Source organism: Actinocorallia longicatena (assembly GCF_039534125.1).
Taxonomy (GTDB): domain Bacteria; phylum Actinomycetota; class Actinomycetes; order Streptosporangiales; family Streptosporangiaceae; genus Actinocorallia; species Actinocorallia longicatena.
Genome location: NZ_BAAAUV010000030.1, coordinates 44,233 through 63,068 on the forward strand (window position 1 = coordinate 44,233; position 18,836 = coordinate 63,068).

The following is an 18,836-nucleotide window of genomic DNA, read 5'->3' on the forward strand; positions in this document are numbered from 1 at the left end:
TCAGTCGTTGTCTGTGCGCATCGGACGCAGTGCCGGCCGTGCGGTCTTTCGGGTCCCGAGCCGCTCGGCGAGCAGTGCGGGGGTCGCGGCTTCGAACACGGTGCGGATCTCGAGGTCGATGCCGAGGACGGCACGGATCCGGGTGACGAGGCGCACGGCGAGCAGGGAGTGCCCGCCGAGGTCGAAGAAGTCGTCGTCGAGGCCGATCTCCTCGATGCCGAGGACGAGGGCGAAGGCCTCGCAGAGGGCGGCCTGCTCGGGTGTGGTGGGGGGGCGCTTCTCCGCCGTCTCGCCGACGTGGCCGGGGGCGGGCAGGGCCCTGCGGTCGAGTTTGCCGTTGCCGGTCAGCGGCAGGGCGTCCAGGGTGACGATCGCGGCCGGGACCATGTACTCCGGCAGATACTGGGCGACGTGCTCGCGGACCGCTTCGGCGGTCAGGTCCTCTGTGGGGACGACGTAGGCGACCAGCCGCTCGTCCAGGGCGATCACAGCGGCCTGGGCCACCGAGGGATGCCCGGTCAGGACCGACGCGACCTCTCCGGGCTCGATCCGGTAACCACGCACCTTCACCTGGTCGTCGGCGCGACCGGCGAAGACGATCTCGCCGTCGGTGGTCCACTTCGCCAGGTCGCCGGTGCGGTACATCCGCTCCCCGGTGCCGAACGGGCAGGCGATGAAGCGCTGTCCTGTCAGGGCCGGCCGGCCGATGTAGCCGCGGGCCAGCTGGGCGCCCGCGACGTAGAGCTCGCCGGTGACGCCCGGGGCGACCGGCTGCAGGGCGTCGTCGAGCACGTAGAGGCGGGTGTTGCCGAGCGGGCGGCCGATCGTCACGGTGCCGCCGGTGAGTTCCGTGGTCGCGACACCGACGGTCGTCTCGGTCGGGCCGTAGTGGTTGAACACCCGCAGCCCGGCGGCGAGCGACTCCTCCACCCATTCGGGACGTGCCGCCTCACCGCCCAGCACCAGGGAGTGGCCCAGCGGAAGCCGCTCGGCCTCGATCGCCATCGCGTGCGACGGCACCAGCTTCACCGCGTCGATCCGCTCCCGCCGCACGTACTCCGCGACCGCCTCGGCGTCGATCACCGTGTCCGGGTCGAGGATGTGCACCTGGGCGCCGGTCGCCAGCGCGGAGAACAGCACCGTGTTCCCCAGGTCGGTGACCTGTGGCTGCAACAGCCCGTACCGCGTCTGCGCCCCGGTCCACTCCAGGCGCCTCGACACCGAGGTCACGTAGTTCGCCAGCGCCCCGTGGGTGATCGCGACGCCCTTGGGCACGCCCGTCGAGCCGGAGGTGTAGATGACGTACGCCGCCTGGTCCGCGGGCATCGGCCGGGAGGGCGTCCGTTCGCCGGAGCAGGCCTGGACCATGGGGTCGTCGATGGCGACCATCGGTACCCGTCCCGCGGGCAGATCCCCGAGAACCTCCTCGGCACCCAGCAGCAGCGAAGCACCGCTGTCGGCCAGCACGAACGCCAGCCGCTCCACGGGGAGTTCCGCGTCGACCGGCAGATAGGCGGCACCCGCCTTCCACACGCCCAGGATGGCCGCGACCATCTCCTCACCCCGCGGCAGGCAGAGCCCGACCACCGACTCGGCGCCCACACCCTGGCCGGTCAGGTACCGGGCCAGCGTGCTCGCCCGGGCGTCCAGCTCGGCGTAGGTCATCGGCACGCCGCCGGCCACCAGGGCCACCGCGTCGGGGAGCTCCGCGGCCCGGCGTTCGAACAGCTCCACCATGGTCGCGTCCGGGCTCGGCGCGGCCGTGTCGTTCCAGGCCCGCACGACCAGGTCGCGTTCGGCCTCGTCGACGACCGGCACCTGGTGGAGCCGCAGGCCGGGGTCGGCGGCCACCGCTTCCAGCACCTGGACGAACCAGGTGACCGCGCGGCGGGCCGTGGACTCGTCGAACAGGTCGGCTGCGACCGTCACGGCGCCGCGGACTCCGGCCGGGCGGCCGTCCTCGTCGAAGGTCTCGGTGACGGGGACGTAGAAGTCGAACTTCACCATGGCCGGAGCGGAGTCGCGGGTCTCGGCGACGTCGCCGCCGGTGCCCGGCTCGATCCGCCTGCCTCCGGCGTCGGCCGAGGTCATGACGACCTGGACGAGCGGGTGGCGGGCCATCGAGCGGGACGGCGCCAGCTCCTCCACCAGCCGTTCGAACGGAACGTCCTGATGGGCCATCGCACCCAGGCTCGCCTCCCGCACGACGGCGAGCGCCTGCCGGAAGTCCGGATCACCCGACAGATCGGCACGGATCACGAGCATGTTGACGAAACAGCCGATCAGATCGTCCAGCGCCTCGTCGGTACGGCCCGCCACAGGCGAGCCGATCGGGATGTCCGTGCCGGCGCCGAGCCGCGACAGCATCACGGTGAGCGCCGTCTGGAGCACCATGAAGACGGTGACGCCCTCCTCGCGAGCGAGGTCGGCGATCCGGCGGTGCACGTCGGCGGGGATCCGCCAGTGCGTGGTGTGCCCGAGGTGGCTCGCCACCGCGGGGCGCGGCCGGTCCGCAGGCAGGCTCAGTTCCTCCGGCACCCCGGCGAGCACGCCGCGCCAGTAGCCGAGCTGACCGGAGATCAGGCTGTCCGGGTCGTCCTCCGTGCCGAGGAGTTCGCGCTGCCAGAGCGCGTAGTCGGCGTACTGGACGGGCAGCGGCTCCCAGGTGGGGGCCTCGCCGCAGGATCGCGCCGTGTAGGCCTCGGCCAGGTCGCGGCTCAGCGGCGCCTCCGACCAGCCGTCGCTGGCGATGTGGTGCAGGAGGAGCACGAGCGTGGGGCCTTCGGACGCGGTCCGGAACAGCCAGGCGCGGATCGGCACCTCGTGTTCCAGGTCGAAGGCGTGCCGGGCGGCTTCGGCGATCCGTGCGGGCAGGTCCGCCGCGGTGACGTCGGCGACGTCGAGGTTCCAGTCGAGAGCGTCGAGGTCGAGGATCCGCTGGTGCGGTTCGCCGTCGGCGACGGCGAACACCGTGCGGAGCGGCTCGTGGCGGCCGAGGACGTCGCGGAGGGCCGCGTTCAGGGTCTCCGGGTCGGTGTCGGCGCCGAGCCGCAGGACCATCGGCATGTTGTAGGTCGGGCTCGGGCCTTCGAGCTGCCCGACGAACCACAGCCGCCGCTGGGCGAACGACAGCGGGATGTGCTCGGGCCGTTCCGCCGCCCGCAGGACCGCCCGGCCGGGCTCCGTGCCGCCGGTCAGCCCCGCGGCCAGGCCGGCCACGGTCGGCGTCTCGAACAGGGTGCGGATCGCGATCTCGACGCCGAGGGTGGCGCGGATGCGGGACACCAGCCGGACCGCGAGGAGGGAGTGCCCGCCGAGGTCGAAGAAGTCGTCGTCGACACCGACCGACTCCACGCCGAGGATCTGCGCGAACGCGCCGCACAGCAGTTCCTCCTGCACCGTGGAGGGGCCTCGGCGTTCGGCCCCGGTGTATTCGGGGTCGGGCAGGGCGGCCCGGTCGAGCTTGCCGTTGACGGTCAGCGGGAGGGCGTCCAGCGTCACGAACGCGGACGGGACCATGTACTCGGGCAGATGCAGCGCCGCGTGGGCGCGCAGGTCGGCTGCCTCGCCGACGACGTAGGCGACCAGCCGCTCGTCTCGGACGAGCACCGCTGCCCCGGCCACGTCCGGGTGCCCGGTCAGGACCGCCTCGATCTCGCCCGGCTCGACCCGGAACCCGCGGATCTTGACCTGCTGGTCCGACCGCCCGGCGAACACGAGCTGCCCGTCGGCCGTCCACTTCGCCAGGTCGCCGGTGCGGTACATCCGCTCCCCCGCCCCGTACGGGCAGGCCACGAACCGTTCACCCGTCAGCCCCGGACGGCCGGTGTACCCGCGCGCCACCTGGACGCCCGCGACGTAGAGCTCGCCCGCCACCCCGGCCGGGACCGGCTGCAGCGCCTCGTCCAGCACGTACAGCCGGGTGTTGGCGATCGGGCGCCCGAACGGCACCGTGCCGGGACGTTCCGTGTCGACCGGCGCCGAGGCGACCATCACCGTGGTCTCGGTCGGCCCGTAGGTGTTGATCAGCTCCCGGCCTTCGGCCCAGGCCCGGGCGGTCGCCTCGTCGATGGCCTCGGCGCCGACCAGCAGCCGCGACACCTCGGGCAGGACGGAAGGTTCGATGACCCGCAGCAGGGACGGTACGACGCTCGCCGCCTGCACCGGAAGCCCCGCCAGCAGACCGGGCTCCTGACGCTCCCGATCCCCCGCCACCACCAGAGCGGCACCGGAACCGAGTGCCACCGCGACATCCAGCACCGAGGCGTCGAAACCGAACGACGCGAACTGCAGCACGCCCACACCCGGCTCCACCGCGAACACGGACGCCAGGTTGGCCAGCGAACCATGCGAGACCGCGACGCCCTTCGGCACACCCGTCGACCCCGACGTGTAGATCACATACGCCAGCTGACCGGGCGACACCGGAGCGGCCACGACCGGATCGGCGGAAAGGGCCTCGTCGAGATCGGTCAGGACCAGCCGGGTCCCGCTGTCGGCGATCAGGAAGTCGAGACGCTCGGCCGGAAGCCGCGGGTCCAGCGGCACATAGGCCGCTCCCGCCTTCCATACACCCAGGATCGCCGCGACCATCCCCGCGCCACGGGGAAGACGCAGACCCACCACCGACTCGGCGCCCGCGCCCGCCGCAGCGAGCCACCCGGCGATCCGGGCCGCCTGACCATCGAGCTCCGCGTACGTCACCGACACGCCGTCGGCGACCACCGCGGCCTGATCCGGCCGCTCCACCGCATGACGCCCGAACGCCTCCACGACACTCTCGTCCGGAACCTCGGACGCCGTGTCGTTCCACCCGCGCAGGAGAAGATCACGCTCGGCCTCCTCCAGCACCGGCACCGCCAGCACCCGCAGCTCCGGAGCAGCCGTCACCTCGGTGAGCACCCGCTCCAGCCGCTCGGCGAGCATGCTCACCGAGGCGAGGTCGAACAGGTCCAGGCTGGCCGTCACGGCACCGCGCAGTCCCGCGGCGCGGCCCCGCTCGTCGAAGGTCTCGCCGACCGTCACCTCGAGGTCGAAGCGGGCGGCGACCGTGCCGTCGCCACCGGCCGTCAGGGCGTCGGCCCGTGCGCCCGGCAGCTCCGCGACGGCGCGCTCGTTGTTCTGCACCGTCAGCATCACCTGGAACAGCGGATGCCGCGACAGCGACCGCGACGGAGCCAGCTCCTCCACCAGGCGCTCGAACGGCACGTCCTGATGGGCCAGCGCCTCCAACGTGGTCTCCCGCACCCGGGACAGCACCTCACGGAACTCCGGATCCCCGGCCAGGTCGGTGCGGATCACCAGGGAGTTCACGAAGAAGCCGACGAGATCGTTGAGCGCCTCGTCGGAGCGTCCGGCGACGGCCGATCCGATGGGGATGTCGGTACCGGCGCCCAGGCGGGACAGCAGCACCGCGACGGCGGCCTGCAGGACCATGAACGTCGTGACGCCCTCGGCGCGGGCCAGGTCCACGAGCCGCTGGTGCACCTCGGCCGGCAGGTCCAGGGACACCCGGTGGCCGCGGTAGCCGGCGGTCGCCGGGCGGGGCCGGTCGGCCGGCAGCGCGAGTTCCTCGGGGGCGCCTTCGAGGGCGCGCCGCCAGTAGCCCACCTGCTCGGCCAGCGGGCTGTCGGGGTCGGCCTCCTCGCCCAGCAGCTCGCGCTGCCAGAGCGCGTAGTCGGCGTACTGGACGGGCAGCGGCGCCCATTCGGGGGCCGTGCCGCGTGCGCGTGCGGCGTAGGCGGTGGACAGGTCGCGGGCGAGCGGGCCGGTGGACCAGCCGTCGGTCGCGATGTGGTGCATCAGCAGGACCAGCACCGGGTCGTCGGCTCCGGAGCGGAACAGCCAGGCCTTGATCGGTGTCTCCCGCGCCAGGTCGAACGCGTACGCCGACGCCTCGGCGACCTTCCGCGGCACGTCCGCGGCGTCGACCTCGAGCACTTCGAGGGCCCAGTCCAGGTCGTCGGGGTCCACGATGTGCTGGTAGGGCTCGCCGTCGAGCGCGGGGAAGACGGTGCGCAGGGACTCGTGGCGTCCGATCACGTCGCGCAGTGCGGCGTCGAAGGCGGGGATGTCCAGGTCGGCGCCGAGCCTGGCCACGACCGGGTTGTTGTAGGTCGCGCTCGGGCCCGACAGCTCGCCCAGGAACCACAGGCGGCGCTGGGCGAAGGACAGGGCGATGCGTTCGGGCCGGGCGGCCGGGCGCAGCGGCCGCCGCCGGGCGATCTTCGATTCGGCGAGGCGGCGGGCCAGGCCCGCGACCGTGGGCGTTTCGAACAGCGTCCGCAACGGCAGTTCCACGCCCAGCACCGTCCGTACCCGCGAGACCAGCCTGACCGCGAGGAGGGAGTGGCCGCCCAGGTCGAAGAATCCGTCGTCGACGCCGACCGCGTCCAGGCCGAGGACCTGGGCGAACAGGCCGCACAGGAGTTCCTCGCGCACGGAGACCGGGCTCCGGCCGCCGCTTCCGGCGTACTCGGGGTCGGGCAGGGCCGCCCGGTCGAGCTTGCCGTTGGCCGTCAGGGGCAGGGCGTCCAGCAGGACGATCGCGGCGGGGACCATGTACTCGGGCAGGTGCCGGGCGGCGTGCTCGAGGATGGCGGCGGTGGACGGTTCGGCGAGGGCGACGACGTAGGCGACGAGGCGTTCGTCCTTGACGACGACGGCCGCCTGGGAGATCGCGGGGTGCCCGGTCAGGGCCGAGGCGATCTCGCCGGGCTCGATCCGGTAGCCGCGGACCTTCACCTGGTCATCCGCACGACCGGCGAAGACGATCTGGCCGTCGGCGGTCCACTTCGCCAGGTCGCCGGTGCGGTACATCCGCTCCCCGGAGCCGAACGGGCAGGCCACGAACCGTTCACCGGTCAAGGCGGTCCGGCCCACGTAGCCCCGCGCGAGCTGGGCGCCCGCGACGTAGAGCTCGCCGGTGACGCCCGGGGCGACCGGCTGCAGGGCGTCGTCGAGCACGTAGAGGCGGGTGTTGCCGACCGGGCGGCCGATCGTCACGGTGCCGCCGGTGAGTTCCGTGGTCGCGACACCGACGGTCGTCTCGGTCGGGCCGTAGTGGTTGAACACCCGGAAGCCTCCGGAGACCAGTTCCCGCACCCAGTCGGGGCGCGCGGCCTCGCCGCCGAGGACCAGGGAGTGACCCAGCGGAAGCCGCTCGGCCTCGATCGCCATGGCGTGCGACGGCACCAGCTTCACCGCGTCGATCCGCTCCCGCCGCACGTACTCCGCCACGGCCGCGGCATCGACGACGACATCCGGATCAAGGATGTGCACCTGCGCACCCGTGGCCAGCGCGGAGAACAGCACCGTGTTCCCCAGGTCGGTGACCTGCGGCTGGAGCAGGCCATAACGCATCTGCGCCCCGGTCCACTCCAGACGCCGTGACACCGAGGTCACGTAGTTCGCCAGCGCCCCGTGCGTGACCGCGACACCCTTCGGCACGCCCGTCGAGCCGGAGGTGTAGATGACGTAGGCGAGCCGCGCCCCCGTCACCGGGAGGACGGGCACGGGCCCGCTGTCAGCCGACGGTTCCTCGGTGAGCACCAGCAGCGCTCCGCTGTCGGCGACCATGAACTCGCGGCGCTCGGCCGGCAGCCTGGCGTCCAGCGGCAGATACGCGCCGCCGGCCCGCCACACCCCCAGGATCGCCGCGACCGTCGGCACACCCGGCGGCAGGCACAGCCCGACGACCGACTCGGCCCCCGCACCCGACGCGACCAGGGAACCGGCCACCCGATCCGCCCGCGCCGAGAGCTCGGCATAGGTGACGGAGATTCCGTCCGCGACGACGGCCACGGCGTCCGGGGAGGCCGCCACCTGGGCGTCGAACAGCTCCAGCATCCCGGCGGCCGGGGTCTCGGCGGCCGTGTCGTTCCAGCCGCGCAGCAGGAGGTTCCGCTCGGCCGTGTCGATCACCCGGACCTCGCGGACGCGGACGTCCGGCTCGGCGGTGACCGCGTCCAGGACCCTGGCCAGCCGGGTGGCCAGCAGGGTGGCCGTCTCCGCGTCGAACAGGTCCTCGGCCGCGATCAGCGATCCGCGCAGTCCGGCGGGGCGGCCCTGGTCGTCGAAGACCTCGCCGACCGACACGTCCAGGTCGAACTTCGCGGGCGCCCGCACGGGTCCGGTTTCCCTCGGCCCGGTGTCACTCGACCCGGTGTCACTCGACCCGGTGTCCTCTCGCACGACGGCCCGTTCGATGTTCTGGAACGTCAGCATCACCTGGAACAGCGGGTGCCGGGCCAGCGACCGGGAGGGCGCCAGCTCCTCGACCAGCCGCTCGAACGGCACGTCCTGGTGGGCGAGCGCGCTGAGGGTCGTCTCCCGGACGCGGGACAGGACCTGCCGGAACTCCGGATCGCCCGACAGGTCCGTGCGGACGACCAGGGTGTTGACGAAGAACCCGACGAGGTCGTTGAGCGCCTCGTCGGAGCGTCCGGCGACGCTGGTGCCGATCGGGACGTCCGTTCCGGCGCCGAGCCGCGACAGGGTCACCGCGAGAGCGGCCTGGACGACCATGAAGGTGGTGACGCCCTCGGCCCTGGCCAGGGCGGCGAGCCGCCGGTGCACCTCGGCCGGGATCTGGAGCGGTACCCCGAATCCGCGGTGGCTCATGGTGGCGGGGCGGGGCCGGTCGGCCGGGAGGGTCAGTTCCTCGGGCGCTCCGGCCAGGGTCCGCCGCCAGTGCGCGACCTGCTGGGAGAGCAGGCTGCCCGGGTCGTCCTCGTCACCGAGGAGTTCCCGCTGCCAGATCGCGTAGTCGGCGTACTGGACGGGCAGCGGTTCCCAGACGGGGGCCTCGCCCTGAGCGCGGGCGGTGTAGGCGGCCGAGATGTCGCGGCTCAGGGGGCCGGTCGACCAGCCGTCGGTCGCGATGTGGTGGACCAGCAGCACGAGGACGCATGCGTCGTGTTCCGTGCGGAACAGCCAGGCCTTGATCGGCACTTCCCGCGACAGGTCGAAGGCGTATCCGGCGACGTCGGACACGGCTCCGGTGAGCTCTGCGGCGTCGACCTCGACGGTCTCGACCGTCCAGTCCAGGTCGTCCGGGTCCACGATGTGCTGGTGGGGCTCGCCGTCGACCGCGGGGAAGACGGTGCGGAGCGGTTCGTGGCGTCCGATCACGTCGCGCAGGGCGGTGTTCAGGGCCGTGACGTCGATGGCGCCGTCCAGGCGCAGGGTGATCGGGTTGTTGTAGGTGGCGTTCGGGCCTTCGAGCTGGGTGAGGAACCACAGGCGGCGCTGGGCGTAGGACAGGGGGATGCGTTCCGGGCGTTCCAGGGCCTGGAGCGCCGTCCTGGCCCGGCCCGTGCCGTCCGCGATGCGGGCTGCGAGCCGGGCGACGGTCGGGGCCTCGAACAGGGTGCGGATCTCCACCTCGACACCGAGCGTGGCCCGGATCCGCGACACCAGACGGGCCGCCAGCAGGGAGTGGCCGCCCAGGTCGAAGAAGCCGTCGTCGACGCCGACGGAGTCCAGGCCGAGGACCTGGGCGAAGGCGTCGCAGAGCAGTTCTTCCTGCACGGTGATCGGGCCGCGGCTCGCTCCCGTGCTTCCGCCTCCCACGGGGTCGGGGGCGGGCAGGGCCTTGCGGTCGATCTTTCCGCTGCTGGTCAGCGGCAGGGCGGGCAGGACGACGAACCCGGACGGGATCATGTACTCCGGCAGGCGCCGGGCGGCGTGCTCGCGTACCGCTTCGAGGGAGAGTTCCTCGCCGACGAGGTAGGCGACCAGCCTGTCGTCGCGGACGACCGCGACGGCCTGGACGACGCCCGGGTGGGCGGCCAGGACCGCTTCGATCTCACCCGGCTCGATCCGGAAGCCGCGCACCTTGACCTGGTCGTCGGCGCGGCCGGCGAACGCCAGCTGCCCGTCGGGGGTCCACTTCACGAGGTCGCCGGTCCGGTACATGCGCTCGCCGTCGCCGAAGGGGGACGCCACGAACCGCTCGGCCGTCAGCCCGGCCCGGCCGACATAGCCGCGGGCCAGGAGGACACCGGAGACGTACAGGTCGCCCGGCACTCCGGCCGGGACCGGCTGCAACCTCTCGTCGAGCACGTACACCCGGCCGTTGGCGATCGGGAGGCCGATCACGGGGGCGTCGCCCGCCGCGAGCGGCAGGGACATCGACGCGCACACGGTGGTCTCGGTCGGGCCGTAGGCGTTGATCAGGCGCCTGCCGGCGGACCACGGCTCCACCAGGCCGGGGTCGAGGGCCTCTCCGGCGGAGACGAGGGTCCGCACGGTGCCCAGGTCCGTCGGGTCGAGCACGGCCAGCGCCGCGGGCGGCAGCGTCACGTGGGAGACCTCGAAACCGGCGAGCACCTCGACGAGGCCGTTGCCCGGCAGGAGCCGGTCCGCGTCGGCGACGACCAGGGCGGCTCCGGAGCACCAGGTGACCAGGACCTCGGAGACGGCGGCGTCGAAGCTCGGGGAGGCGAACTGCAGCACCCGGTCCCCCGCGCCGACCGCGAACCGATCGGCCTGTGCGGCGACGAGGTTGACCGCGCTGCGGTGGGAGACCGCGACGCCCTTGGGGACGCCCGTCGACCCGGACGTGTAGATCACATAGGCCAGTGCGTCCGGTCGCGCCACCGGGGACAGGGCGTCCGAGGAGCCCGAGACGTCCTCGACGTCGACCGTCAGCACACCGGCCGGCGGCAGATCGTCCAGGAGGTCCCCCGTGCTCAGCAGCACGATGGCCTTGCTGTCGGCGATCATGAATCCGACGCGTTCCGGCGGCAGGGTGACGTCGATGGGCAGGTAGGCGGCGCCCGTCTTCAGCACGCCCAGCAGCGCCACCGCGAGATCCACGCCGCGCGGCAGGACGACCGCGACCAGCGACTCGATGCCCACGCCCAGGCGGCTGAGGTGACCGGCGAGCCGGTTCGCGCGGGCGTCCAGCTCGGCGAAGGAGAGCGACAGGCCGTCCGCGAGCACGGCCGGGGCGCCGGGGTCCGCCGCGACCTGACGGTCGAACAGGTCCAGCACGGTGGTGGCGGCGACGTCGGTGGCCGTGTCGTTCCAGTCGCCCAGCAGCACGTCGCGTTCGGCGGCGCCGAGCACAGGCACCCTGTGGACCGGCGTCTCGGGCTCCACGACGACGGTGGACAGGACCCGGGTCAGCCAGCCGGAGAACCGCTGGGCCATCGACGGTTCGAACAGGTCCGCGGCGACGGTGATCGAGCCGCGCAGCCCGGCCGGACGGCCTTCGGCGTCGAAGACCTCGCCGACCATCACGTCCAGGTCGCAGCGGACCGCCGCTTCGGGCGTCGCCGCGTCGCTGGGCCGTGCGCCCGGCAGATCAAGGACGGCCCGGTCGACGTTCTGCAGGGTGAGGACGACCTGGAACAGCGGGTGCCGGGACAGCGAACGCTCCGGGGTGAGCTCCTCGACGAGGCGCTCGAACGGCACGTCCTGGTGGGCGAGGGCGCCGAGGGTCGTCTCACGGACCCGCGAGAGCACCTCACGGAAGTCGGGATCCCCCGCGAGGTCGGTGCGGATGACCAGCGAGTTCACGAAGAACCCGACGAGGTCGTTGAGCGCCTCGTCCGAACGGCCGGCCACACCGGAGCCGACGGGGATGTCGTCGCCCGCGCCGAGGCGGGACAGGGTGACCGCGAGGGCGGCCTGGATCACCATGAAGGTGGTGACGCCCTCGGCCCTGGCCAGCTCGGTGAGCTGCCGGTGCACGTCGGCCGGGACCCGCAGCGGCGCGGCATGGCCGCGGTGGCTCGCCACCGCCGGGCGCGGCCGGTCGGCCGGGAAGACCAGCTCCTCGGGGGTCCCCGCGAGCGCCTCCCGCCAGTAGGCGACCTGCCGCGACAGGAGGCTGCCGGGGTCGGACTCCTCGCCGAGGAGTTCCCGCTGCCAGATCGCGTAGTCGGCGTACTGGACGGGCAGCGGCTCCCACACCGGGACTTCGCCCCGCGAACGGGCCGCGAACGCCACGGACAGGTCGCGGGCCAGGGGCGCCATCGACCAGCCGTCCGTCGCGATGTGGTGCAGCAGGAGCATCAGTGTCAGGTCGTCGGCGCCGGTGCGGAACAGCCAGGCCCGGATCGGCGCTTCGGCGGAGAAGTCGAAGGCGTGCCTCGACGCCTCGGCCAGGGCCGCCGGGAGGTCCGCCTCGGTCACCTCGACCTCGTCGACGGCCCAGTTCAGCTCGTCCATCCCGAGGATGTGCTGGTGGGGCTCGCCGTCGACCGAGGGGAAGATCGTCCGCAGGGACTCGTGGCGGCCGATCACGTCACGCAGGGCCGCGTTCAGCGCGGCGATGTCGACGTCGGCGGGCAGCCGCATCGGGACCGGGCTGTTGTAGGTCGGGTTGGGGCCTTCGAGCTGGTCGAGGAACCACAGGCGGCGCTGGGCGAACGACAGGGGGATCCGCTCCGGACGCTCCACCGCCGCCAGGGCGACCCGAGCCTGCGCCGTGCTCTCCGCGATCCTCGCGGCGAGCTGAGCGACCGTCGGGGCCTCGAACAGAGTCCGGATCTCCACCTCCACACCGAGGGCGGCACGGATCCGCGACACCAGGCGGGCCGCCAGGAGGGAGTGGCCGCCGAGGTCGAAGAAGTCGTCGTCGACGCCGACGGAGTTCAGGCCGAGGACCTGGGCGAAGGCGTCGCAGAGCAGCTCTTCCTGGACGGTGATCGGGCCCCGGCGCGCACCGGCACCTCCCGTGCCCGCGTAGTCCGGGGCGGGCAGGGCCTTGCGGTCGATCTTCCCGCTGCTCGTCAGGGGCAGGGCGGGCAGGACGACGAACGCCGACGGGATCATGTACTCGGGCAGGCGGCGGGCGGCGCGCTCGCGTACCGCTTCGAGGGAGAGTTCCTCGCCGACGAGGTAGGCGACCAGCCTGTCGTCACGGACGACGGCCGCGGCCTGAACCACGCCCGGGTAAGCCGACAGGGTCGACTCGACCTCACCCAGCTCGATCCGGAAACCACGGACCTTCACCTGGTCATCCACCCGACCGGCGAACACCAGCTGGCCCTCGGGGGTCCACTTCACCAGGTCACCGGTCCGGTACATCCGCTCACCCGTGCCGAACGGAGACGCCACGAAACGCTCACCGGTCAGACCCGCACGGCCCACATAGCCACGAGCCAGCAGAACACCGGAGACGTACAGATCACCCGGCACCCCAACCGGAACCGGCTGCAACGCCTCATCCAGCACGAACACCCGACCGTTCGCGATCGGCTGACCGATCACCGGAGCATCACCGGCGGCAAGCGGCAGCGACATGGTCGCGCACACCGTCGTCTCCGTCGGACCATAGGCGTTGATCAGACGCCTGCCCTGAGACCACGGCCCCACCAGACCCGGATCAAGGGCCTCACCAGCAGACACCAGGGTCCGCACCGAACCCAGATCCGCCGGATCCAACACCGCCAGCGCTGCGGGCGGCAACGTCACATGCGAGACCTCGAAACCGGACAGCACCTCGACCAGACCATTGCCCGGCAACAACCTGTCCGCATCCGCGACCACCAGCGAAGCACCGGAACACCAGGTGACCAGGACCTCGGAGACGGCGGCGTCGAAGCTGGGTGAGGCGAACTGCAGCACCCTGTCCCCCACACCGACCGCGAAACGATCAGCCTGAGCCACCACCAGGTTCACCGCACTGCGATGAGAAACCGCCACACCCTTCGGCACACCCGTCGAACCCGACGTATAAATCACATACGCCAAGGCGTCAGGGCGAACGGACACCGCGACGGGCTCCGACGGGCCGGACACATCGGCGACATCGACCGTCAGCACACCGGCCGACGGCAGATCGTCCAGCACGTCTCCGCAGCTCAGCACCACGATCGCCCCACTGTCGGCGATCATGAACCCGACCCGCTCAGCGGGCAGCGTCACATCGATCGGCAGATAAGCGGCACCCGTCTTCAGCACGCCCAGCAGCGCCACCGCCAGATCCACACCACGCGGCAGCAGCACCGCCACCAGCGACTCGGCGCCCACGCCCAGACGCCCCAAGTACCCGGCGAGCCGGTTCGCGCGGGCGTCCAGCTCGCCGAAGGACAGCGACACCCCGTCCGCGAGCAGGGCCGTCGCCTCAGGCGCGACCGCGACCCGGGCGTCGAACAGCTCCAGGACGTTTCCGGCCGCGACCTCGGCCGCCGTGTCGTTCCACTCCTCCACCAGCAGGTCGCGTTCCGCGGCTGCGAGGACCGGCACCGCACGGACGCGTGTCTCCGGCTCGGCGGCCACGGCGGTCAGGACCAGCGCCAGCCAGTCCGAGAACCGCTGGGCCTTCGTCGCGTCGAACAGGTCCGCCGCGACGGTGATCGAGCCGCGCAGCCCGGCCGGACGGCCTTCGGCGTCGAAGACCTCGCCGACCATCACGTCCACGTCGCACCGGACGGTCGCCTCGACCACCGAGGCGTCGCTCGGCCGCGCTCCCGGCAGCTCCAGGACGGCCCGGCCGACGTTCTGCAACGTCAGGACCACCTGGAACAGCGGATGCCGGGCCAGCGACCGCGACGGCGCCAGCTCCTCGACGAGCCGCTCGAACGGCACGTCCTGGTGGGCCATCGCCCCCAAGCTGGCCTCACGGACCCGGGCCAGCACCTCACGGAAGTCCGGATCACCGGACAGGTCGGTGCGGATGACCAGCGAGTTCACGAAGAACCCGACCAGGTCGTTGAGCGCCTCGTCCGAACGGCCGGCGACGGCCGCTCCGATCGGAACGTCCGTGCCCGCACCGAGCCTCGACAGCGTCACCGCCAGCGCGGCCTGCACGACCATGAACATCGTGACGCCCTCGGCCCGGGCCAGCTCCACCAGGCTCTGATGCGCCTCGGCCGGCACCCGGACCTGTGCCACATGGCCTCGGTGGCCCGCCACCGCCGGGCGCGGCCGGTCCACCGGAAGGCTCAGCTCCTCGGGCGCACCCGCGAGCGTCTCCCGCCAGTAGCCGACCTGCCGCGACAGCAGGCTGCCGGGGTCGGACTCCTCGCCGAGCAGCTCACGCTGCCAGATCGCGTAGTCCGCGTACTGGACGGGCAGCGGCTCCCACACCGGGGCCTCACCCCGCGACCGCGCCGCGTAGGCCACGGACAGGTCGCGGGCCAGGGGCGCCATCGACCAGCCGTCCGTCGCGATGTGGTGCAGCAGGAGCACCAGGGTCGGGTCCTCGGCGCCGGTCCGGAACAGCCACGCCCGAACCGGCACCTCGACGGCGAAGTCGAAGGTGTGGCGCGAGGCCGAGGCCACCGCCGGACGCAGTTCCGCCCCGGTCACCTCGATCTCGTCGACGGCCCAGTCGAGCTCGTCCAGGCCGAGAACGCGCTGGTAGGGCTCGCCGTCCACCGAGGGGAAGATCGTCCGCAGGGACTCGTGGCGGCCGAGCACGTCGCGGAGGGCGGCGTTGAGCACGGCGGTGTCGACGTCTCCGGGGAGCCGCATCGTGATGGGGCTGTTGTAGTTGGCGTTCGGTCCCTCGAGCTGGGTGAGGAACCACAGGCGCCGTTGGGCGAACGACAGCGGCACCTGCCGCGGCCGTGCCCCGGCGCGCAGGGCCCGCCGCGCCACCACGGCGTCCGGTCCGGCGAGCCGGGCGGCGAGCTGGGCGACGGTCGGCGCCTCGAACAGGGTCCGCAGCGGCAGGTCCACACCGAACACGACGCGGATCCGGGAGATCAGCCGGACGGCGAGCAGCGAGTGTCCGCCGAGGGTGAAGAAGCCGTCGTCGACGCCCACCGACTCCACGCCGAGGATCTGCGCGAACACGTCGCACAGCAGTTCCTCCTGGACGGTCGCGGGCGGCCGGCCGCCGCCCCCTGCGTATTCGGGGGCGGGGAGGGCCCGCCGGTCGAGCTTCCCGTTGACGGTCAGCGGCAGCACCGGCACCACGACGACCGCCGAGGGCACCATGTACTCCGGCAGCGCCTGGGCGACGGCGGCCCGTGCATGCTCGCCGGAGACCTCGCCGGCGACGTAGCCGACCAGGCGCCTGTCCCCCGGCGCGTCCTCACGGACGATCACCGCGGCCTGCGCCACCCCGGGAAGCGCGGCCAGGACCGCCTCGACCTCACCGGGCTCGATCCGGAAGCCGCGCAGCTTCACCTGCGCGTCGGCACGCCCCACGAACACGAGCTGACCGTCGGCCGACCACTTCGCGAGGTCGCCCGAACGGTACATCCGCTCCCCGGCCGAGCCGAACGGGTGGGCCACGAACCGCTCACCCGTCAGGCCCGGACGCCCCAGGTAGCCCCGCGACACCTGCACGCCCGCCACGTAGAGTTCGCCGATCACACCGGGCGGGACGGGCTGCAGCCGCTCGTCGAGCACGAGCATCGACGTGCCGGGCAGTCCGCGCCCCACCACACTTCCGGACTCGTCGCCGGTCAGGCTCCAATGGGTGGAGTGGACCGTGGTCTCGGTGATCCCGTACATGTTGACCAGGCGAGGGCCGTCCAGCCACTCGTAGACGCGTGACGGCTCCAGTGCCTCGCCCGCGAACACGACGAGACGCACCGACCCGGGCACCGCCGGTAGCTGGTAGAAGGCCGACGGCGTCTGGCTGAGGACCGTCACGCCCTCGTGTTCGATCAGATCCGCGAACTCTCGCGGGCTGCGCGAGACCTCGTAGGGCACCACCACGAGACGGGCACCGTGCAGCAGCGCCCCCCACATCTCCCACACCGACACGTCGAACCCGAACGAGTGGAAGCAGCTCCACACGTCCGCAGAATCCAGCGACAGCAGATCACCGGCGGCCTCCAGCAGGCCGACCACGTTGCGGTGCGTGACCACCACGCCCTTCGGCGTCCCCGTCGAACCCGACGTGTAGATCACATAGGCGGCCGCGTCCGGCGGCACCGGAACCGTCAGCGGCGTCTCGGGCAGGGCCGCGCCGTCCAGCACCACGATCGGTGCCAGGACGTGCTCGGGCACCAGCGCGGCGCAGGCCCGGGAGGTCAGCACCGCGGCGACCCGGGCGTCCGACAGCACCACGCCGACCCGCTCCACCGGCAGCCGCGGATCGACCGGCACATAGGCCGCGCCCGCCTTCACCACCGCGAGCAGCGACACCACCGTGTCCGCGCCGCGTTCGAGCACCACGCCCACCATGGAACCGGTGCCCACGCCCAGGTCACGCAGGTGCGCGGCGAGGCGGCCGGCCCGGTCGTCCAGCTCGGCGTAGGTCAGTGACGTCCCGTCGGCGGTCACCGCGACCGCGCCCGGATCGGCCGCCACCCGGCGGGCGAACAGCTCGGTGAGCGTGGCCTCCGGGACGGCGGCGGGGGTGTTCCAGGCGTGGAGGAGCCGGGCGCGCTCGTCGGTGTCGACGATCTCGATGCCGGTCAGGCGCGTGTCCGGGGTCTCCGCGACCGCTTCCAGCACCCGCACCAGACGGTGCGTCAGCGCCTCGGCGGCCGGGCGGTCGAACAGATCCACCGACACGGTCAGCGATCCGCGCAGGCCCGCCGGACGGCCGTCGTCGCCGAACACCTCGCCGGCGGTCACCTCGAGGTCGAACTTCACCGAGGTGGAGGCGTCCGTACCGGTCTCCCGCGGCGCTCCCGCGCCTCGGACGCCCGCCAGGCCGACTCCGGACCGTTCGACGTTCTGCAAGGTCAGCATCACCTGGAACAGGGGGTGCCGGGCCAGCGACCGGGACGGCGCCAGCTCCTCCACCAGCCGCTCGAACGGCACGTCCTGGTGGGCGAGGGCCCCCAGGGTCGCCTCCCTGACGCGGGACAGGACCTGCCGGAACTCCGGATCGCCCGACAGGTCCGTGCGCACGACCAGGGTGTTGACGAAGAACCCGACGAGATCGTTCAGGGCCTCGTCGGAGCGTCCCGCGGCGCCGGAGCCGATCGGGATGTCGGTGCCCGCTCCCAGCCGGGACAGGGTGACCGCCAGGGCGGCCTGCACGACCATGAACATGGTGACGCCTTCGGCCCTGGCCAGGTCCGCCAGCCGTTCGTGCACGTCGGCCGGCACCCGCAGCGGGGCCACGTAGCCGCGGTGGCTCGCCACGGCCGGGCGCGGCCGGTCCGCGGGAAGGGTCAGCTCCTCCGGCGCTCCCGCCAGCGTCTCCCGCCAGTAGGCCGTCTGCCGGGACAGCGGGCTCTCCGGGTCGTCCGGGTCGCCGAGCAGGTCGCGCTGCCAGATGGCGTAGTCGGCGTACTGGACGGGCAGCGGCTCCCACACGGGAGCCTCGCCGCGCCTGCGCGCCTCGTACGCCGTCGACAGGTCGCGGGCCAGAGGCGCCATCGACCAGCCGTCGGTCGCGATGTGGTGCAGCAGCAGCAACAGGACGCACTCGTCCGGGCCCGGGCGGAACAGCCAGGCCCGGATCGGCACCCGCGCCGCGAAGTCGAAGCCGTACCCGGACGCCTCGGCCAGGGCCGCCGGGAGGTCCGCCTCGGTCACCTCGACCTCGTCGACGGCCCAGTCCAGCTCGTCCATCCCGAGGATGTGCTGGTGGGGCTCGCCGTCCACCGAGGGGAAGATCGTCCGCAGGGACTCGTGGCGGCCGATCACGTCACGCAGGGCCGCGTTCAGCGCGGGGATGTCGGCGTCGCCGTCCAGGCGCAGGGTGATCGGGTTGTTGTAGGTCGGGTTGGGGCCTTCGAGCTGGGCGAGGAACCACAGGCGGCGCTGGGCGAAGGACAGCGGGATCCGTTCCGGGCGTTCGACCGCGGTGAGCGCGACCCGTGCCCGTTCCGTGCCTTCGGTGATCTTGGCGGCGAGCCGGGCGACGGTCGGGGCCTCGAACAGGGTCCGGATCTCGACCTCGACGCCGAGCGTGGCCCGGATCCGCGACACGAGACGGGCGGCCAGCAGGGAGTGGCCGCCGA

At 72.8% G+C, this 18,836-nt stretch carries 1 protein-coding gene (running past one end of the window); it reads right to left on the reverse strand.

Annotated features, from left to right (window positions below; translation table 11 throughout):
* A protein-coding gene (locus ABD785_RS35310) for a non-ribosomal peptide synthase/polyketide synthase (protein WP_344837374.1) crosses the window boundary here: on the reverse strand, positions 1–18,836 show its 3' portion. Its footprint extends 22,576 nt past the window's final position; only the last 18,836 of its 41,412 coding nucleotides appear in the window; its start codon lies off the right edge, out of view; the stop codon is at positions 1–3.